Source organism: Streptomyces sp. NBC_01476 (assembly GCF_036227265.1).
Taxonomy (GTDB): domain Bacteria; phylum Actinomycetota; class Actinomycetes; order Streptomycetales; family Streptomycetaceae; genus Actinacidiphila.
On sequence record NZ_CP109446.1, the window covers coordinates 2,239,865 to 2,258,589 of the forward strand.

General features: G+C 64.9%; 16 protein-coding genes. 12 read left to right on the forward strand and 4 right to left on the reverse strand.

The window, feature by feature from the left end:
• Positions 1-6 precede the first annotated feature (6 nt).
• Positions 7-204, forward strand: a complete 198-nt coding sequence (locus OG552_RS09770; protein ID WP_329131297.1) for an NUDIX domain-containing protein — start codon at positions 7-9, stop codon at positions 202-204.
• Positions 205-443: 239 nt separating this feature from the next.
• Here OG552_RS09770 and OG552_RS09775 read toward each other — a convergent pair whose 3' ends face one another.
• Genes OG552_RS09775 through OG552_RS09785 form a run of 3 tightly spaced genes read right to left on the reverse strand, consistent with a single transcriptional unit; the run spans position 444 to position 3,055 of the window.
• Positions 444-1,382 (reverse strand): FAD-dependent oxidoreductase, encoded by a 939-nt coding sequence (locus OG552_RS09775; protein WP_329131299.1) that lies wholly within the window; start codon positions 1,380-1,382, stop codon positions 444-446.
• A gap of 4 nt (positions 1,383-1,386) precedes the next feature.
• Positions 1,387-1,956, reverse strand: coding sequence for an isochorismatase family cysteine hydrolase (locus OG552_RS09780; protein WP_329131300.1), 570 nt, complete (start codon positions 1,954-1,956; stop codon positions 1,387-1,389).
• 25 nt (positions 1,957-1,981) lie between these two features.
• Positions 1,982-3,055 carry a helix-turn-helix domain-containing protein gene (locus tag OG552_RS09785; RefSeq protein WP_329131302.1) on the reverse strand — a complete coding sequence of 358 codons (1,074 nt, stop codon included), beginning with the start codon at positions 3,053-3,055 and terminating at the stop codon, positions 1,982-1,984.
• A gap of 273 nt (positions 3,056-3,328) precedes the next feature.
• Here OG552_RS09785 and OG552_RS09790 point away from each other — a divergent pair, with 273 nt between their 5' ends.
• Together OG552_RS09790 and OG552_RS09795 are read left to right on the forward strand one after the other, a co-directional pair.
• On the forward strand, positions 3,329-3,796 hold the full coding sequence (locus tag OG552_RS09790) for an NUDIX hydrolase (RefSeq protein ID WP_329131304.1): 468 nt from the start codon (positions 3,329-3,331) through the stop codon (positions 3,794-3,796).
• Positions 3,797-3,963: 167 nt separating this feature from the next.
• Positions 3,964-4,467 carry a hypothetical protein gene (locus OG552_RS09795; RefSeq protein WP_329131284.1) on the forward strand — a complete coding sequence of 168 codons (504 nt, stop codon included), beginning with the start codon at positions 3,964-3,966 and terminating at the stop codon, positions 4,465-4,467.
• On the opposite strand, the gene OG552_RS09800 is transcribed toward OG552_RS09795, so the two are convergent.
• Positions 4,424-5,215, reverse strand: a complete 792-nt coding sequence (locus OG552_RS09800; RefSeq protein WP_329131283.1) for an IS5 family transposase — start codon at positions 5,213-5,215, stop codon at positions 4,424-4,426. The genes OG552_RS09795 and OG552_RS09800 overlap by 44 nt on opposite strands.
• 364 nt (positions 5,216-5,579) lie before the next feature.
• Here OG552_RS09800 and OG552_RS09805 point away from each other — a divergent pair, with 364 nt between their 5' ends.
• The 9 genes from OG552_RS09805 (at position 5,580) to OG552_RS09845 (ending at position 17,831) form a co-directional block, all read left to right on the forward strand.
• The gene (locus tag OG552_RS09805) at positions 5,580-6,083 is read left to right on the forward strand and encodes a hypothetical protein (protein ID WP_329131306.1); all 504 of its coding nucleotides are present in this window, start codon (positions 5,580-5,582) and stop codon (positions 6,081-6,083) included.
• Positions 6,080-7,879 (forward strand): DUF4254 domain-containing protein, encoded by a 1,800-nt coding sequence (locus OG552_RS09810; protein WP_329131308.1) that lies wholly within the window; start codon positions 6,080-6,082, stop codon positions 7,877-7,879. Before OG552_RS09805 ends, OG552_RS09810 begins: the two co-directional genes overlap by 4 nt.
• 47 nt (positions 7,880-7,926) lie before the next feature.
• Positions 7,927-8,502, forward strand: coding sequence for a phosphoribosyltransferase family protein (locus OG552_RS09815; RefSeq protein ID WP_329131310.1), 576 nt, complete (start codon positions 7,927-7,929; stop codon positions 8,500-8,502).
• Positions 8,499-9,656, forward strand: a complete 1,158-nt coding sequence (locus OG552_RS09820; protein WP_329131313.1) for a glycosyltransferase family 9 protein — start codon at positions 8,499-8,501, stop codon at positions 9,654-9,656. The genes OG552_RS09815 and OG552_RS09820 overlap by 4 nt, the downstream gene beginning before the upstream one ends.
• A complete protein-coding gene (locus OG552_RS09825) occupies positions 9,653-10,789 on the forward strand; it encodes a hypothetical protein (RefSeq protein WP_329131315.1) in 1,137 nt (378 codons plus the stop codon). Before OG552_RS09820 ends, OG552_RS09825 begins: the two co-directional genes overlap by 4 nt.
• A complete protein-coding gene (locus OG552_RS09830; RefSeq protein WP_329131317.1) occupies positions 10,774-11,535 on the forward strand; it encodes an SDR family NAD(P)-dependent oxidoreductase in 762 nt (253 codons plus the stop codon). The genes OG552_RS09825 and OG552_RS09830 overlap by 16 nt, the downstream gene beginning before the upstream one ends.
• Positions 11,528-12,121: a histidine phosphatase family protein gene (locus tag OG552_RS09835; RefSeq protein WP_329131319.1), complete on the forward strand. Its 594-nt coding sequence runs from the start codon at positions 11,528-11,530 to the stop codon at positions 12,119-12,121. Before OG552_RS09830 ends, OG552_RS09835 begins: the two co-directional genes overlap by 8 nt.
• A 473-nt stretch (positions 12,122-12,594) precedes the next feature.
• Positions 12,595-17,007, forward strand: a complete 4,413-nt coding sequence (locus OG552_RS09840; RefSeq protein WP_329131320.1) for a hypothetical protein — start codon at positions 12,595-12,597, stop codon at positions 17,005-17,007.
• Positions 17,001-17,831: a hypothetical protein gene (locus OG552_RS09845; protein ID WP_329131322.1), complete on the forward strand. Its 831-nt coding sequence runs from the start codon at positions 17,001-17,003 to the stop codon at positions 17,829-17,831. The genes OG552_RS09840 and OG552_RS09845 overlap by 7 nt, the downstream gene beginning before the upstream one ends.
• The last annotated feature ends 894 nt before the right edge of the window (positions 17,832-18,725 follow it).

The window sequence follows — 18,725 nt, forward strand, 5'->3', positions numbered from 1 at the left end:
ACCGCGGTGACGTCCACTCCATTCGCGAATGAGAGGGGCGAGGCGCCAGTCGCCGCAGCCGCACGCGAACTGGAGGAGGAGACGGGCGTCCGCGTGCTGGCCGAGGGCCTGGCGGTTGAAGCTACCTACGATGTGGTTACTGTCAACTACCGCCCGATCGCCGCCTCGCTTGGGCCCAGGCCAGCGGCGAGCGCGGCAGCATAGTCTGGGGGGAGGTGGCCCGTGTCGAAGCCGCAGGCGTGGATCAGGTCCGGACAGAGTTCGACCTGCGGTTCGTTGGCGGAGCTGGAAACCAGGTCTTCGGCCATCAACTCCCGTGCTGCGTAGCCCTCACGAGCCGAGCTCGAACGACGTGTTAAGGCACTGGAAGAGGAGAACGGACGTCTTCACGCGAAGCTCACCGGTTGAAGTGAGCAATCGTCACCGCATCGCGCAGACGCATCTCAGCCCGTGGTGAGAACTTCCCTGGCCGCGTAGTAGGCGTGCAGCGCGGCCTCGCCGCCGGAGCCCAAGGCGGTCATGATCCGCTGGTAGCGGGCGGAGCGGAGGTCTCCGGCGACGATGACGCGGGGGTGTTGGTCGGTAGGCGGGCAGTATCCGTCATGGCCTCTGGTCAGGTCGCCGGACGGTGCAGTCGGCGCGTTCCCGAGGCTGAGATAGGCAGCGTCCGCTGCGACCGTCCGTCGTTCGCCGTCCCGGCCCACCGCTAGCGCTGACACCGCTGTGCCCTCTGCGGGAGCCAGCGTCAGGTGCTCGACCGGGAAGAGTGTGACTCGGGGGTCCTCGCGGATCTCCTCGATCTTGTACTCGTCGGCCGTTGGGTAGGCCACGAGCAATCGGGTGTCGGTGGCCGGGTTGGCGCGCAGGAAGGTGCCGATCGGACGGTCGCCGCCAAGGACGAGGAGGGTACGGCCCCGGACCTCGTCCGCCTCGGCCTGCCAGAGCGGGGGCAGAGCCGGTCCGTCAGGGGCGGTGATCCAGGCAACGTCGCGGAGTTGGAGGGGGCCGACACCAGTGGCGACGACGGCGAACGGGGCGGTAAGACGAGCGCCGGTGTCGACCGTAACGGTCAATGTGACGTCGTCGGCGCGGAGCTCGGTGACCCGTCTGCCGAGTTCGATGCGGCACAGCTCCGTGCTCTTCAGTTCCGTGGTGATGGAGTCGGCCAGCTCCGGGCCGCTGGTGTAACCGCCCAAGACGTTGTTCAGGACCGGGATGCGATAGAGACTGCGGCATAGCGTGTCCGGCTCGATCAGGATCGAGCGCATACCGACGCTGGCAGCCATACGTGCTGCGGCGCATCCCGCGGGGCCGCCGCCGACGATGATCAGGTCGGCGTCGTGGGCGGCGGGCGAAAGATTGCAGGGCGGTGTGTCGGCCATGGGGCTATTCCAGCATCGGGGCTCCGGCGTGCGCAGTGAGTTGTCCCATCACGTATTCGCTGGTGACGAGTTGACGGTTCCCGATCAGGCGACGGGCGACGAGGAGGCCAGCATCGTGGACGTCCGGGCCGGCGTCGCTGGCGCAGGCGTCGGTGACGATCCACGGCGCGTAGCCGTGTTCGAAGGCGTCCGCGGCTGACTTGAGAACGCAGCTTTCTGTGGCGATCCCGCAGAAGACGAGATCGGTCCAGCCCGCCTGGCGGATCAGTTCAGCAGCATCTGGGGTGAGCAGTGTGTAGCCGGTCTTGTCGACGACGGCGTGAGATTCTGCGGCTGCTTCGGCGAGTTCGGGAACCAGGTCGGTCTCAGGCGGCTCCTGAAGCCGGTGCCACTGGAAGAAGCGCTCGTAGGGACTGTTGGGATAGTTGAAGTAACGGGTGAATACGAGAGGTCGTCCGGCGGCGGACCACTGGGCAACCAGGTCGGCAACCGCAGGGACGACGTGGCGGCTGTGACGGTTCACAAAGCCGTTCTGCATGTCGATCACGACCAGCACCGCGCTGCCGATGTCCATCCGATGTCACTCCTGCCCCATGTTCTCAGCTGACGCCCTCGCGAAGAGCGTCCTGAGCGGAACGCAGCCGTTCGACCAGCCCGCTGGTCTTAATGATGGCCTCCCGCATCAGGACGTGCTGCGCGGTCTCCTGGGCGCGGGCCGTGGTGAGCCGGGAGGAGGCGGCGCGTAGGAAGCGCCAGCCGTACTCCTCAGGCATGGAGGGGTCCTGGCCGTCCTCGATCAGCTGCTGGATCTGGCGGGTGAAGCACCACAGGGCCTGGACGGTCAGTTCGCAGGTGACCAGCTCGTCAATGGTGAGGCCGCGCTCGCGGGAGTGGGAGGCGTAGGCGACGCCGGACCAGCCGGCGTAGCCGGTGGAGACTCCTCGTACGCCGAAGGAGACGATGTCCGGATGCTCGAATCCGGTGGCGAGGAGCGATTGCTCCACCGAGCCGTCAAGGGGAGCGGGCCCGCCCGGGGCGCCGCGGTCGACCAGGACCGACGGCGTGGACAGCAAGCGCAGGGCAGTGTCGTAGGAATCTCCGCTCCAGGGACTGGAGGTGACCCAGTAGGCCGAAAGGACGTACTCGGGGTTGGGGACGCGGATGTGCTCCTCGTCCAGGAGGTCGCGGAGCTTGTCCCGTGCCCAGGGCAGGTCGGCGGCGTACGAGCGGTAGCGCCATACAGCGAGTTCGGTGAGCGCGGCGGGCTCGTGGGGCTGAACGAGGTGGAAGACAGCTACCCCGCATGCGAAGACGTGCAGGACGCAGTCCCGAGCTTCGGGGTGGTCCACTCGGGCCGAGGAGGAGTCGAGCCACTTGTCGTCCACGCTCAGCGTCATGTGCGCGCGGAGCTGTCGGGCCCGCTCGACGCCGATGAAGACCGGCAGGAACTTGTGCGAGTCGACTCCGATTCGGCCGGCAACGGGCTGAACGGCGCTGCTCTTCCCGAGCGCTGCCGCGAACCGATCCTTTACGTCCTCCGAAGCGCGGCCGAGCGCGGTGTCGAGGACGGCCTGAGACTCGGCGCGGGGCTGGTAACCCGCCCCACCGCCCTCCCAGTTCGACACGGTCCGGTCGCTGACACCCAAGTACGCGGCGAAGTCCCGCAGGCTCATGCGCAGAGCGTCGCGTAAGAGCCGGGCCTCCCGGCCGGACCATCGCTGCACCGTGACCACCGTCGTACCCCTGTCCGTCACCCGGTGTGGAACGCCGAAACGCCCAGCGTAGCCAGCCCAGTTCGGCAGCGCTGCGGCATTGCTGCAGCACCTGTACGTCACTCCCAGCCATCGGACTGCACCATGCTGTGTCCGCAGGGCCTCGGAGGGGCCCGCCGCCAGGAGGCCCTCCGTCCGTTCTGCCTTGTACCGCGATCAGAAGGAGCAAACGGCATGACCGACATCGTCAAGCGCAACGCCCGCGCCATCCTCCTCGACGGCGACGAGCTCGTCCTCATCAAGCGCACCAAGTCGGGCAGGGAGCCGTACTGGGTTTCCGTCGGCGGAGGGGTCGAGGAGGACGACGCAAGCATCGAGGCGGCCCTGCACCGCGAAGTGTTCGAGGAGCTCGGCGGCAAGCTGGAGCGCGCTGAGCTCGTCCACCTGATCACCGACGAACTGGAGGGCGGCGTCAGTGTCCAGCACATCTTCGCCGCGCGCCTGGAGTCGATGGACCTGGACGCTCGTACGGGTACGGAGTTCGCCAAGCCGGAGCGGGGCGGATACGAGGTGGTCCGGGTGCCGTTCACCGCCGAGGCCGTCCGAATGCTGAACCTGATGCCTCCGGAGCTGGCCGAGTTCGTCGTCGCGAACAAGGACGCGATCGTCTCCGTCCTCGACGCGCCGATCCGCGAGGCGTGAACATGGCACCGGTCCTGGACTTCGTCAGCCTCAACGGGCCCGACAACGTCGGTAAGTCGCTGTTGTCGTTCCGAATTTGAGGGCGGCGTTTTCACTGGTCAGGCATGGGTTGGGTAGTTCGGTGGGAGGTGTGGCCTGTCGGGTTGTCGCTCGCTGGGGAGGCCGGGATGCCGTCGGTTGTCGGACTGCTGGAACAGCACGAGGTTGCTGCTCGTCGTCGGGTCGACGGGCTGCGGGAGGAGGCTGATCGGATCCAGGCCGAGCTGGCCGAGGCCGAGCAGGAATGGCAGGAGTGGTCGGTCGCCCGCAGGCGAGTCGACGCGGTGCTGGCTTCCGGCGGCGATGACCAGGCGGAAGCCTCCCAAAGCTCGCGGGATGCGGTGCAATCGAGGTCACAGGTGCCTGTGTGGCGCGAAGGGCTTGCCTGTTCGGTCCTGTCGGTGGACTACCAGCGGATCGTGCAGGCACTCGCCGACCGGTCCCGGCTTCATCAAGGGCCCTTGACTTGCCAGGAGATGGCCGCGGTGTTCGGGATGGACGTGGTGCCGGCGCGGGTGGAGGCCTTGCGGGCGAAGGCGAAACGCCTGGTCGCGCGGGGATGGCTGACCGAGCCCTCACCGGGCCAGTTCACGCTGGCGAAGGGTGTGGCCGGGCCAGTCGGCGGGTCATGAGCAGGGTCATCGACCAGTAGACGATCGCCTCCGCGCTGGTGGTGCGGCGTTCGTAGTCGCGTGCCAGCCGGCGGGTGCGCATCAGCCAGGCGTTGGTGCGCTCAACGATCCACCGCTTGGGCAGGACCACGAAACCCTTCTGGTCGTCGCTGCGTTTGACGACCTGCAGGACCAGCGCGAGGACGGCCAGGCAGTGCTCGACGAGGCTGCCGGTGTATCCGCCGTCTGCCCAGACCAGGACCAGACGGTGATGCGCCTCGGCCACCCGCTGGAGCAGGACCTTCGCGGCGGTGCGGTCTCCGACGTCCGCAGCGGTGACCATCACGCCCAGCAGCAGCCCGAGACTGTCGACCACCAGGTGCCTTTTGCGGCCGTTGATCAGCTTCCCGCCGTCGAAGCCGCGGCTGTCCGAGCCCACCACGGCGTCGGCCTTGACCGACTGGGAGTCGATCACGGCGGCCGTCGGCTCGATGTCCCGCCCGGCACGGGTGCGGACCCGGTCGCGCAGCCGGTCGTGGAACTCCCCGATCAGGCCGCGGTCGCGCCAGCGGCGGAAGAACGCGTAGACCCGGTCCCACGGCGGGAAATCGGCCGGCATCGCGCGCCACTTGATTCCGTTGTCGACCAGATACCGGACCGCGTCCAGTATGGCCCGGTGGCAATACGCCTCCGGCTGCCCGCCGCGGCCCCGCATCCAGCCCGGCACCGGCAGCAACGGCCGGACCACCTTCCACTCCTCGTCCGTCATGTCCGACGGATAACGCGGCTGCCGGGCCCCGTTGTCGGCGGCGTTTCCGAACCGGTGTGCCAGGCAGTCACACCCCGGAGTGACCGAACTGGACGGCCCAGCCATCGACACGGAACACTCCAACACCGGGGCCTCCTGACGTTGTTCGTTGATTCGACACCATCGAACTGTTCAGAAGGCCCCACCCTTATGCACCGACCATGCCGTCACCACCCAAACGGGAACCCCGGTTCGAAGCCCACTCCCCAAGGCCGGAACGACAACAGCAACTAAGACGACCCATCTGGGGCGGCTGGCCGAGCGGTGGAACAGCTTCCAGCCGCTGGGTGCCGTCCACGAGCACGACCCTGAGCCGTGGGCGCGGGTGGCGGCCGGCGACTACGCCCGGTGGTGGTTCGAGACGTCCACGACCGTCGAGCTGACCGAGATGCTGCTCGCCGGCCACGCCAAGCGGGCCGCCTCCCGCGAGACGGGACGTACGGGGCTGCTCGACCGGGGCCTGCCCATGCTGCTTGCGGTGGCCACCGCCACCTGCGTCGTCAAGGACGGGCTGACGGTCAGCGAGGCGTTCAAGACCGTATCGGGTATCGCCGGTTCGCGAGCCGCCTCGCCGGAGACCTCGATCCTCCTGCTCCCGTCCCTCGACGCCGAACGCAGCTACGCCATCACGAGCGTCCGCGAGGGCCGTCCGTGGACCGGGATCTACCCGGCGTATCAGAAAACGCTGCACGCGGTACTGCTCCAGCAGGCGGATCACGGCTCGTACACCGCGGTCGTGGACTGCGAGGAACGGTCCCTGGACGCGGTACAGAGCGACGTACTCGATCACCTTGGCCTCGACCCACTCACCAACGGGAGTCCCCAATGACCCAGAACTCCCCGCCCTTGGCCATGCCACCGGGCCTGGCTCGCGCCATCGAGACCCTCCAGAACAAGGATCGGCACCGCCTCGACGACACCGTCACACGGCTCCACACCGTCAACGGACTCCTGTGGGACACCGAGGACAGGGTCCGTAGCGCCTTACTCTCCGCCGCCCAGGTCACCGACTGCAAGCGGGAGATCGACCAGCTCAACGCCGAGCGCAACGCGCTCGCCGAGCGGGCCGACGAGGTCCTCGGCTCGCTGGCGGACGCGGGCCGCGCCGATGCGCCGCTGCACACCGAGACCCTCGCCTCAGTCGTCGACCGTCTGTCGGTGCTGACCCTGCGAATCTGGCACAGCGAGCGAGCGGCAGCCCGGGACTCACTGGCCCGCCGACGCGTCCCCGCACTCCACGGCCAACGCGAAGAACTGTGCGCCGCCCTCGACGCACTGGTCTCCGATGTCGTCGCCGGCCGACGCCGACTGCCGTTACCCGCCCGCTTCAAGCTGTACGGGCGGGACGACACCGCACCCGCAGAGATCAAGCCCAGTCGGCACCTCCGCCGGGTCCTCGCCCTTGGTGGGCTGAGCGAGTGCGGCAAAAGCACCAGCGCTGAGTTCGTCCAGCGCACATGCGGCGCCCAGCGCCTCAAGATCGGCTTCCTTCTCCGGCAGGCCGCCCACCGCAATGGCCTCGCGGACCCCTACGCGCTTTCGGCCCGCCGACAGGCCGAGCTACTGCTCGCCGAGCTGAACCGCTTCGCGGACGCCCACGTCGACACCTCGCTGTTCACCATCGAGTCCGTCCACGACGACGCCTCGATCGCCGAGCTCAAGCAGCTCATGGGCGACACCCTCCAGATCGTCTACCTGGACGCCTCCTTCGCCGTACGCGTCGACCGCTCCGGTACTCCGGCCCAGGCTGTCGCCGCAAAGGACGAGATCAAGATGAGCCGTGGCGCCCACCAGGTCGCCGCGCTCGCCGACCACGTGATCGACAACAGCGGCAGCGTCGCCGCTCTTCGCGCGCGGCTCCGGCGCATAGCCGCCCCGCCCTCCGCCACGGCGCTGCGCGTGGCCACCCCGTACGGACTCGGCCTGCCTGCCGCCATCGCCTCGGCGACGGCCGACTTCACCGACGCGATAAGGGCATACGGCCCCGGCATACGGCTCGCTGCCCTGACCGGCAGCCCCAGCGAGGGCACCTGGATCGCCGGCTGGTCCGATCTGGACCTCCTCGTGATCGCCGAACACGAGACCACCGGCCGGGTCCACGAGGCCCTGGAGCAGTACCGGACCGCCCTCGACGGTGCAGCCTCCCTCAGTCCCACCGTCGTCACCGCCGGCGAACTAACCGCCCGGCGCCTCACCCCACGCCTGGCGTTCGTCCTCCACCAGATCCAGCAGGGCGGCCCCGTCCTGCACGCTGCACCCGACCTCGAACTGCCGGCGATCAACCGAGACGAGCTCGCGCTCGCTGCCGTCCGCGAACTCCCCCAGGTCATCCTGACCATCCGCCGCCTGCGCGCTGAGGCGGGGCCGACGACACTGCGGCAGCTCTACAAGCACCTCGTGCTCGCCTGCCGCCTCCTTCTCCGCGAGCACAACCAGTGGGAGTCCGGCCCCGACCGGATCCTCGCCGCGGCCTCCCGCATGCCGGGCCTGCCCACCCTCTCGGTGCCCTCCCTGGCCGAGATCGCCGACGCCTGGCGCGACGGCGACACCGAGCCCGTCCTCACGCCCGTCGCCGCGGCTGTCGACCAGCTCCTCACCTGGTACGCCCACCAGCTCGCCGCCTGAACAACCTCCCTCGCCTTCCCCCTTCCGCAGCCGACAGGAGCTCCGCCATGCCCGAAACCGTCCTCGTGCCGCCCTTCTCCGCAAGGATCGTCGAACGCCTCAGCGTCGGAGCCACGAGCCGCCGCGAGCGCGTCATCCACTCCCTGGACGGCCTGGAGGAACCGGTCCGGCCCGACACCCTCGCCAACACCGGGGCCCACCTGTGGCACCTGCTCCAGGAACAGGTGCCGGACGGACTCGCCCCCGTGGACTTCCTCCTCGGTCTGGACGCCGGCGGCATCCTGCCGACCGTCTCCCTCGCCGGCGCCGCCCGCCTGCCCTACAAGATCGCCTGGAAGCTGCACCTCCCGCTCGACGGCGCGGTCCGCTTCAGCGAGCCCCACGCGATGCGCACCGACGTCTTCGCGTACGGCATCACCCCCGGACAGCGCATCGTCATCGTGGATGACGAGATCACCACCGGACGGACCCTGGCCGACCTCACCCGACGTCTCCGCGAGGCCGGCGCCGTGCCACTGGCGGCGGCCTGCCTGGTGGAGGACACCACCCGCGGGGCCCGCGACCTGCTCACCGGCCTCGGGCTGCCCCTGGTCTCGCTCACCACGATCGAAGGCGCGGCATGACAGCGGTCGCCCCGGCAGGGATCCGGTTCCACCACGGTTCCCTGGTCGTCCCCGCCGGGGCCGTCCACACCACTCCGCTCGGGTACGCCCGTGACAGCGTTCCCGTCGGCGCGCCGCTCCCGGTTGCCGCTGCGGCGGAGCTCGTCCGCCGCTTGAGCAGGTGCGGCGAGATCCAGGTGGCCTTCGAGGGGAAGCTCGGCGACACCCTCCTCGCGCTCTCGGGCATCCGCGCGGTCCTCGACTGGCTACGACTGCGCTCGGTGCGCGTGACCGTCCAGGCGGTGGGTCCGTACGCCGAGCTGATCGCCCGCACCGAGCTGATCACGCAGCCCCAGGCCACCACGCCCAACGGCTGGCGCGCCGTGATCGGCGACCGTCCCGGCATCGAGGCACACGGCGCCGAGGCTGCGGTAAGCCTGGTGCTCGACCCGGCGGCCCCGCCCTGCTGGTCGAGCGACGGCCGCGCCCACCCGGACTTGCCCGCCCGCCACTACCTGGCCCTGGAGCGCCGCCTCGGCATCCGCCTCCCCGACACGACTCCCTTCGCTCCCACTCTCGCCACCAGGCCGAACCACCTCGTGGAGGAACTGCGTTCGACGGGCTGGCTGGGCAACCTGAACCTCGCCGCCATCACCGCCACCAGTTGGCCGGAGCGTAAGGACTACACCGCCCAGCGCTACATCGCCCTTGCCGAGCACATCGCCGAGGCACAACAGACGCAGGCCCGCCTGCTGCTCATCGGCGGCAACCCGACCGACGGGCTCCGCATCACCGCAGAGGCTCCCCGGCGCCACGTGCAGGTCCTCCGCCTCGACGGGATGCCGGCCGACCACCTCACCGACCTCTTCCCGCACTACCACCTCATCGTCGGCAACGACACCGGCCTCACACACCTCGCCGCTATGGCGCGCGGCCGGAACGGCAGCAGCCCGCCGGTCGTCGGCCTGTACGCGCGCCACAGCCACAGCAAGTGGCGCACCGGCCTGCCGCACCACCACGCCGTCGCCACCGACCTGTCCGACCGCATGCACCAGGGCGACCTCTGCCCCGTCCGCGACGCCATCGCCACGGACACGGACATCCACATGGATGCCTTCCCACCAGCCGCACTAGCCCAGGTCTGCCTCGAACTGCTCAACGGGGTGAGGCCATGACCATTCGAAGTCCCCTTCGGCTCGGTCCGGTACGCCGCTTCACCCGCAACCTGCTCTGCCCCGTCGACATCCTCGGCCGCCCACTGCTGCTGAAGTACACCCGCGACCCAGCCGAAGCCCGCGAGGAGATCCGCGGCCACGCCCGCCTGGCCCGGCACTACCGCGTACCCGCCCTGCACACCCACCTACGCGTGCCAGGCGGGCACCTCCTCGCCTACGAACGCCTCTTCGGCGGTACCGATCAGGGTCTCCTGCTCGACCTCCTCAACGCGGACGAGCCGAGCGGTGAGCTCCGCGCCTACATGGACCAACTCACGACCGCGTACCGGGAGGCCATCCTCACGACGGCATGGCTCGCCGATCCGGCCCTCGTCGTCCGCAAGCTGTACTGGGACCGCGCGGCGCCCGGCGGGCGGCTCGACACGTACTACGCCGGGAAAGATTTCCTGGTCGCCGACGGCCTCATCGACCTCCCAATCTCCAGCCTCGGCACATACACCCTGAGCATCAACGGCCGTCAGCACCGCCTGGACTGGGCCGCAACCCTCCGCCGGCTCCGTGCCCACTTCGCCACAGACGAACCGGTCTGGGCGGCCCTCACCCAGGGAGACCCCACCGACGTCAACCTCGCCCACCCGCTCGCCTGGTTCGACTACGACACCGGCGGGATGAACAGCATCCCCGGCGAGTTCGCGAACTTCCTCTGGTACGCCTCCACCCTCGGCGGCTGGCTCGTCCCCACGTACAACCCGACCGCCTTCGCCGACCACCCCGCTACCTTCGCCCATCTCCCGGCGAACACCCCCGCCCTCCGGCGAGCAGACGTCGACCACGTCACGGGCACCATCACCATCGACTACGCGCCCCGCTTGTCGGCGCCCAGGCGAATCGCTGTGACCACGTACTGGAACCGGCTCGTACAGCCGATCGCCGACCGCCTCTGGCCCGGCGAGGACCTGGCAAACCTGCTTCGTCCTTACCTCGCCATGCGCATCCTCGGCGTCTACAACCTGGCCGACCTTGCCCCCGAGGACCGGCTCCTGCTGCTCGCCCGGCTCGCCGAAGCCATGAGCCCCACCTTCGACCCCAACACCTACTTCTTCCCAGTGGAGTCACCATGCCCGGCCCCCTGAACGGCCGCACCGCCCTGGTCACCGGAGCCACCGGCGGCATCGGTTCGGCCATCGCTCGCCGCCTCGCCACCGACGGCGCCACCGTCGCCCTCGCTCACCTCGACGACGACCATGCCGCAGCGGAACTCGCCACCCAGGTCACCCGCAGCGACGGCACCGCCATCCCGCTGACGGCCGACCTCCGCGAAGCCGACGCCGTGCGCACCCTCTGCCACCAAGCCCACGACCGACTCGGCCCACTCGACATCCTGGTCAGCAACGCCGGCGCCTACCCGCGCCGAGCGTGGACGGAAACAACGCCCGCCCATTGGGAAGACGCCCTGGCCACCAACCTGACGAGCCACTACCTCCTCGCGCACGAGCTCACCCCTGCTATGTCGGCTGCCGGTTGGGGCCGGATCATCACGATCGGCTCCGTCCTCGCCACGGCGGGCCGCCACGACCTCGTTGGCTACATCAGCGCGAAAGCCGGCCTCGAAGGACTCACCCGCGCCCTCGCCCGCGAACTCGGCCCCGCCGGCATCACCGCCAACTGCGTCGCGGCTGGTTCCATCCGCGTCCCCGCCGAGGACACGGTCGTCGACGACCCGGAGGCCATGGCCGCCCGGCAGCTCGGCCGCCAGTGCGTCCAACGCCGGGGCCGCCCGGACGACATCGCCGCAGCCGTCGCCTTCCTCGCCACCGACGACGCCGGCTTCATCACTGGGCAGACCCTGCGCGTCGACGGGGGCTGGATCCTTGGCTGACATCTGGCTCATGCGCCACGGCGCCTACGAAGGCCACCGCCCCGGCTATCACGCCCCGCACGAGGCCGCCCTCACCGTGGAAGGCCACGACCAGGTTCGACGCTCCCTGCCCCTCCCCGAGGGCGTCACCGCCATCGTCACCAGCCCGATCCCCCGCGCCCGCCAGACCGCAACCCTGATCTCGCACCTCACGGGCCTGCCCATCGTCGCGACCTCCGGCCTCCTCGCCGAGTGGCGTGCACCGAGCATCATCATCGGCCGCACCGCCGAGACCTACCCGCCGGCCTACCGCGCCTGGCGAGCCCACCGTCTCGCCAACCCCTCCCTACGCTGCGAAGACGGCGAGAGCCTCACCGACCTCCACACCCGAGCCCGCCACTGCGCCGCCTTCCTCCACCACAATGCTGGGCGCAACGGCCCCCTCTTGGCCGTCGCCCACACCCTCCTCCTCGGCGTCCTCACCCGACTCACGGAGGGACCCATGGCATTCACCACCGCCATGAGAACCCCCTGGCAGTTCGCCGAACGTCGTCTCTTCACGATCAACCAGCCCGCGGCACCGGATGTGCGCGCACCTCGCCGATGAACCATCCTCGCTCTCCTCCGCGCCCCGCTGTAGAGCGCTGATGGTGATCATCAACGACCCCCTGGGAACCACGCTCCGTCGAACGTGCTCCAGGGAGTTACTGAGGTTCCGTGCGTGATGTCGCCGATAGCAGGTCACTGACCTCCGCTCGTGGCGTGCCAGCGCGCGACATCACCCAAAGATCATCTGTAGGGATGCCAGCACCTCCTCTCAAGCACAGGCTCCTTCAGGCCCATCCCGCTAACCACGGCCCAGGCGATAGATCGCACGCACGTACTGGCAAAACTTCCTGCACCGCTTGGGGAGATGCAGCGCGGTGAAGTGCCACGCGTTCTCGGGGGAGGGTGGCTTCCTGGTGCAGCCGAGGTTTCGGGGCGCCGTGATCCCCACGAGGGCAAGCAAACGGACCGGCAGACAACTGCCGCCGAGAGCCCCATACTGGGCCAAGGTTCGGTTGGAGGCGTGGGGTCGCAATGCACAAATTTCTTGCCATCGGCGTTGGAAGATTCGACGGGGGAGACGAGGGGGCCCTCGACGGAGAAGACACTCTAGCAATAAACGAAATTGCGCCACTTCGCTTTGCGAGCATCAAGGCAACTCAAGTCGCCACTGCTCTTACTGCCCTCGGATTAGTTCCCACCAACGGCAGTCCGATCCTCGATCCGCGCCATGAAGACTTGCGAGCGGTCCTACGCGAAGCCCGTATCGATCGAAACTGCGATGGCGTCGTTATACATTACATCGGCCATGGGATCGCCGATAGCGACCTCGGAACGCTGCATCTCCCTGCGAGGGATACTGACCTCGCGCTACTCGGAGAAACGAGCATTGATCTGGGCGCACTTATTAATTCGGTCGAGGCCAACCAGGTTGGCCCGCAGGTTCTATTGCTTCTCGATGTTTGCAATGCAGGAGAGGCGACCCGGTTCCAGGCCCTTAATTTGCTGCGCTCCAGCCGCAGAAGAGCATGGGTGATCGGCGCATCAACCCGTGATGAGAGTGCATTCAAGGGCCGATTCTCCGATGCCGTAGTGCAGACGCTTAAGCGACTCGAAGACGGATGGCTCGACATCCACCCATCTCTTGAGTACGTACCTGTCGAAACGATCGCATCAGAGATTGACATGTCGCTCACCAGGATCTGCACCGATGACCACTCTGCTCTGCCGCAATCGCTAACAGTTACCCCAAGGACCGACCTTAACGAGGGTTCTCCACCCTTCTTCAAGAACCCCAACTATGGGATAACCCCGCAAGCTCGGCTCCTCATGAGGGCCGAGGCCGAGGTCCGAGAATTTGCAGAGCAGCTAGACGAAGGGATCGATGCATTTCACTTCGCGACAAGAGCGACTGGCGTCCCACACCAAACAAGGATAACGGGCCGTTGCTTCTTCGCTGGTCGGGAGGAGCAGTTGCAGGATCTTTCCGAGTGGATGGATACAGGACGTGGCAGTTCACTTCGAGTGGTGACGGGTAGTCCGGGCGCAGGAAAATCTGCACTCCTCGGGGTACTTGTCTGTCTTTCACACCCTGATTTGCACGAAGCAACACCCTCAGTTGCTAGTAAGATCCCCTCACACCTCCAGCCTTCCTACAACGAGAGCGTTGCTGCAGTCCACGCAAGATCTCGAGATATACACCAGATACTGAGCTCGCTCGCGCGGCAGTTGCACATTCAGGAACCGAATGATGGGAACTTGACGCCCGCGCATCTTATCGAAGCAATCCTGAACAGTTCCGAAATCCCGATCGTGATTGTGGACGCCCTGGACGAGGCAGTTCACCCGGTCGATGTGATGTCCAACCTTCTCATGCCACTGAGCATCGCAAGGAATACACGAGGCGAGCCGGCATGCCGCGTTCTCGTCGGTACTCGCCCTTGGAGCCAGTTCTCCGTGCTGCTGAAAGCTGCTGCGCGAGGTGGAGGACTCATCAACCTTGACAATGTCGCAGCCGATACGGTCAAGAAAGATCTAGAGCAGTACGCTCTGGAGCTCTTGAGGAGTCAGCCGCGTTTTCGTGCGCCAGACCAAAAGCCGACGGCGCTACTGATCGCGAAGTCCATTGCTGACGTTCTTTCTCGCAAAGAGGTGGTGGGCGCGTTTCTGATTTCCGGTCTTTTCGTACACCAAATCGGCATCGGAATCGACCTCAGCGCAACCGAAAAGATCAGCGAGCTCGTTCCGCGTTCCTTGCCTCAGATGCTGGAACTACACCTTGCGCAGCTTGGCGGCACCAACAATCGCTGGATGCGTCCTATAATGGCAGCGCTAGCACACGCGAAGGGTGAGGGCATTCCGGCGGTGGTCCTTCAGGCCGCATCCTCCGCGTTCGTCGCCCAACCACACCCGGCGGATTCGTCAACACTCGGCCCAACCGACGATGAGGTAGCGGAGGTTTTGACTGCTACTTCATTCTATCTGCGATATTCCGTGGATTCGGATGGCCGCACCCTATACAGATTCTTCCACCAAGCGTTGGCTGACCACCTACTCAGCCACCCGCTAGATCCCAATCGTCGATCACAGGACAAGGCAGCCGATGCTCGGGGTCTCTTGAATTCGATGAAGACGTTGGTCGAAAATCCTAGAGTTAGGTCGGTACAGGCGTTTTCGCGCGACTTCTGGAAGTCCGCGCCGACTTACCTATTGCGGCATGTGATACAGCATGCGCTAGATGGCGGCGAAGTCGATCGCCTGCTCACCGACACCGAATTTTTGGTCCACGCTGACCCGAATACTCTTCTGCCGCTGTCGGGATACGCCAGAGGGGTTCAGGCTCGTATAGCGGCTGCAGTCTACCGGACTTCAGCAATGAGGCACATCACAGCTGGCTCTGGCGTCCGTCGTCGAATTCTGGCGCTCGACGCAAGCCGGTATGGCGCACGCGACCTCTTGAGATCACTCCAGCTCACGGAAGAGATAAATACTGGCTTGGCCATTCGATTCCTATGGACGACAGGAGGCCAACTTCGCGACACACTCGACCATGAGTTTGATGGCCACACCGCGGCGGTTACCGATCTCACGAGTGCGTCTTTCCGTGGCAATATGGCTATCGTAAGCGCCAGTGAAGACGGGTCTCTGCGAGTTTATGATGCTCGAGCCGGCTGGACTTTGGCTCATAAGCAGACATCTCACACGGACTGGATTCTTTCACTCAAGGCTATCGACGTCGACGGAGCTTCTATCGTTGTCTCGGCGGGCGTTGATTGCACCGTAGTTGGCTGGGATTTCTCATCAGCCGAAGAAAACAATTTTACCGTCGGTCAGCATGCTGACTGGGTTCGAGTTCTGGCCGTCCACGAAATGGACGGAAGGGCGATCGTGGTTTCAGGCGGCGATGACCGTGAAATCCGAGTTTGGGACCTCGCGGCTTGCGAGATGATCGGTGATCCACTGCAGGGCCACAGAGATTGCGTTTATGGGCTTGCGATCGCGCGCATCGGGGGTAATAGCATCCTGGTTTCTTCGTCGCGCGACGGCGAGGTCATAGTGTGGGACCTGTCAACGCGAAATATCCTGCGGCGCTTCGCTCCCTTTTCTGATGACTGGATCCGAGCGATTGCAATCTCGGAAGGTCACAGAGAGGCTTTGCTCGCGAGCGAAGCAGGCCGTATTAGTATTTGGGATCTATCTGGTCTTGAGGAAAAGACTAGATCCTCGGTGTCGTCTGCCAATTCGATCCGGGCCTTGGATCCAGTCGTCGTCAACGGTGAGGCGATGGCCGTCTCCTGTGCATCCGATGGCGTTCTTACTATGTGGACTAGGCAGGCTACGCCGTTCCCCTTCCCGTTCGCATTCAGGGGATTCCATCCTTACGCACTGTCGACGTCATCCATTGACGGAAAGCCGATTGCTCTGATTGGGGCTAAAGACGGCAGGGTCCTAAGCCTGAACTTGAGCTCTGATGAGGACCTGGGAGATCCCTGGGTCAGGCAGGTGGATAAAGACGATGATGCATGGATGTTCGACGATGAAAGAGAGGGGGTGTTCTACACCGTCACCATCGGCTTTATTGATGGCAATCCTATTGTTTACACGGGTGATAATGCTGGCACAATCTCTCGGTGGATAATCGGTAAATCGTCCGAATCGGATGTAGTGGTTTACGGGCATAGTGAGCAGATTGTGCAAATCAAAGCTGTTGAACATCTGTCTGGCGACATTCTGATCAGTGGTAGCGCTAATGGATTCATAGCGATATGCGATCTAGCTACAGGGGCACCGATTACCGAACTAGGCCGTGCCGAAAGTCCTCTTGGCCGAGTTAGAGCTTTCGCAGTGAGCACACTGGGCGAGCAGGTTCGCATCGTTGCCGGCCATGATTCCCTTGCGGTCTGGGACGGTGCTGATCCTGCGGAACCTATCCATACTTTCAACCGATTCGACAATTCGGTTGCCGCTGTGGCGGTTGCTGAATTCGGGCAGACCATCATGTGCATAACTGGCCATCAAGGCGGCTCTATTAGGTTCTGGGATATAAACAGAGAGGAGGCCCTAGGAACGAAGGTTCGTGCCCATAAAGATCGAATCATCGATATTGTGAATGTTGGCGATCCCGAAAGCATGCATGTTGCTTCTATCTCCGAAGATGGTGCCGTGCGGGTGTGGGACGCGCGCGCCATGAAGCCGACGGGAAGATTTCAACTAACAGGAGCTCGACCCACGTGCGTGGCCTCGTTTTTCACGAAGCGGGTAAGTGTGCTGGTCGTTGGGTACGAGGATGGAAAGCTCGATTTCCTTGACCCTGCTTCGGGCGTCGCCGTCACCGATCCAATCACCTTCCCTTTCGGCGTCAACGCTGTTGATATCACCCACAGTGGCCTTATGGCAGTTTGCTTCTCTCGGCAGATCGCCTTTATAGAACTGGATGAAGAATGGTGAAGATTCTCATTATCCACGGGATAGGAAACTATCGACCCTCGATTACCCCCGAAGATGCTGCGAAGCTGTTGCAGGATTCGTGGTTAAAGGACTTGATTGGGGCGGGGTCGATGGCCGGTGAGAAAAAAGTTGGGATTTCAGTCGCATACTACGCGCATGTCTTGCGAGACAGCGAGGCTCAAGGACCCGTCTCGGATCAGCGTCTGAGCCTTGAAGAATCTCAACTATTTCTGTCGTGGGCTGCGGCGTATGGAATCCCTAGCGATCAGGCCCAAGGAATTCTTACCAAGCCGATCCGGCAAATCGCAAGTTGGGTGGCGAACCGGGGCGGTGCCAGCACCGAGGCCGTGACATCACTGATCTTGCGCTTCATCCGGGAAGTGAACTCATATTTCACTTCGGAAGTGAATCGGAGTCGGGTGCAGGCTCTAATTGAGAGCGAGATCCGGTCTCAGAAGCCGGACTTGATCCTGGCGCACTCTCTGGGATCGGTGATCGCTTACGAAACACTTTGGAGTTCTGGCTGCCCAGTCGAAAAATTGATTACGGTCGGCTCTCCGCTAGCTCTGAAGGGGGGCATCTTCGACCGAGTTATCCCTAACCCTGTGAACGGCCTCGGAAAAAGGCCAATCGGAGTGAACGAATGGCTTAATGTTGCCGACTGTGGCGACATTGTGGCAGTTCCTCGGTTTCTTTCAGAGAGTTATGCGGGCATCCGGATAGATCACGAGACAAATATTGGGAAATTTGCGTTCCACGGTCTCAAGAACTACCTAAGGTCGCCCGAGGTCCGGAAATTGATTTTCCCAATCAGGGACGAATGAGTATCATCGAACCAACTGTGCGATATTGGCGACTCCGAATCTGGTTCGGCCACTTACAGGATTTCTCCGCGTTCGAACCCTGTGATGTAGTCACGCTGCTCGGCCTCTAGACGCAAGGCAGTCACGGCCGAAGGCTCTTCCGGAAGGGGCTCAGCCCGGAGGTACGTTCCAATACACTCCGTGGCATCGTCCACGGCTACCCAAACAGGGTGGCCCTGCCGAGTACTGAGAGTATGCCAGTACCACATTATTTGAGTAGCTCCCGTCAGTCTGCCTCTCAGTTCTTCTGAAGCCAGTACGAGCGTGTACGTATCGATAGTGTGCACTAGTTGCAGGAGTGCCTCGGGGCCGCTGTGGCCCCTCTCTTCTTCCAGAGTGTGCTTGAGGTGATGAATAGAAATCAGGGCTTTCCTAATTTCCTTGCTGGCTTCCTCTTGTCGTGCGTTGAGACGGTCATATTCGATGTCCCGTCGCCGCTGCCTATCGGTCCAGACCGTAGTCCAGGCGCTTGCGGCTAGCCCGAGTACGACGCCAGCAAGGCCGATCAAGGCTTCTTTCACGTGCTTGCCCCCTAACTAAGGTGCGACTGTCGAGGGCACTTCTACCACTCTGCTTGATGTCCCGTCTGCCGTCGGCCCGCACTCGTGTGGAGCTTGCGTGATTCAGGGCGTCAAGGTGGAGCACGCCACTGTACAAAGGACCTTGACGCCCTGGGCCACGACTGCTCGCCCTACCCGGGTTGATGGCAATCCGGGGTGGGAGTCTGGCATCCGCGCCGACAATGGACCCGCGGTCGCCGACCGGGCCTGGTCCATCTCGGAGCCCGAGCGCCCCCGCCGGAGGCACGTTGACCCACAGCTGTACGTCTCGCCTGATGCCGCCGACTTCCCCCTC

Bases quoted from the DNA above. Each gene is read 5' to 3' on its own strand.
- OG552_RS09810 (WP_329131308.1), top strand. From the start codon at position 6,080: ATGACCCAGAACTCCCCGCCCTTGGCCATGCCACCGGGCCTGGCTCGC.
- OG552_RS09830 (WP_329131317.1), top strand. From the start codon at position 10,774: ATGCCCGGCCCCCTGAACGGCCGCACCGCCCTGGTCACCGGAGCCACC.
- OG552_RS09800 (WP_329131283.1), bottom strand. From the start codon at position 5,215: ATGACGGACGAGGAGTGGAAGGTGGTCCGGCCGTTGCTGCCGGTGCCG.
- OG552_RS09815 (WP_329131310.1), top strand. From the start codon at position 7,927: ATGCCCGAAACCGTCCTCGTGCCGCCCTTCTCCGCAAGGATCGTCGAA.
- OG552_RS09790 (WP_329131304.1), top strand. From the start codon at position 3,329: ATGACCGACATCGTCAAGCGCAACGCCCGCGCCATCCTCCTCGACGGC.
- OG552_RS09795 (WP_329131284.1), top strand. From the start codon at position 3,964: ATGCCGTCGGTTGTCGGACTGCTGGAACAGCACGAGGTTGCTGCTCGT.
- OG552_RS09785 (WP_329131302.1), bottom strand. From the start codon at position 3,055: ATGAGCCTGCGGGACTTCGCCGCGTACTTGGGTGTCAGCGACCGGACC.
- OG552_RS09820 (WP_329131313.1), top strand. From the start codon at position 8,499: ATGACAGCGGTCGCCCCGGCAGGGATCCGGTTCCACCACGGTTCCCTG.
- OG552_RS09775 (WP_329131299.1), bottom strand. From the start codon at position 1,382: ATGGCCGACACACCGCCCTGCAATCTTTCGCCCGCCGCCCACGACGCC.
- OG552_RS09780 (WP_329131300.1), bottom strand. From the start codon at position 1,956: ATGGACATCGGCAGCGCGGTGCTGGTCGTGATCGACATGCAGAACGGC.
- OG552_RS09845 (WP_329131322.1), top strand. From the start codon at position 17,001: ATGGTGAAGATTCTCATTATCCACGGGATAGGAAACTATCGACCCTCG.
- OG552_RS09840 (WP_329131320.1), top strand. From the start codon at position 12,595: ATGCACAAATTTCTTGCCATCGGCGTTGGAAGATTCGACGGGGGAGAC.
- OG552_RS09825 (WP_329131315.1), top strand. From the start codon at position 9,653: ATGACCATTCGAAGTCCCCTTCGGCTCGGTCCGGTACGCCGCTTCACC.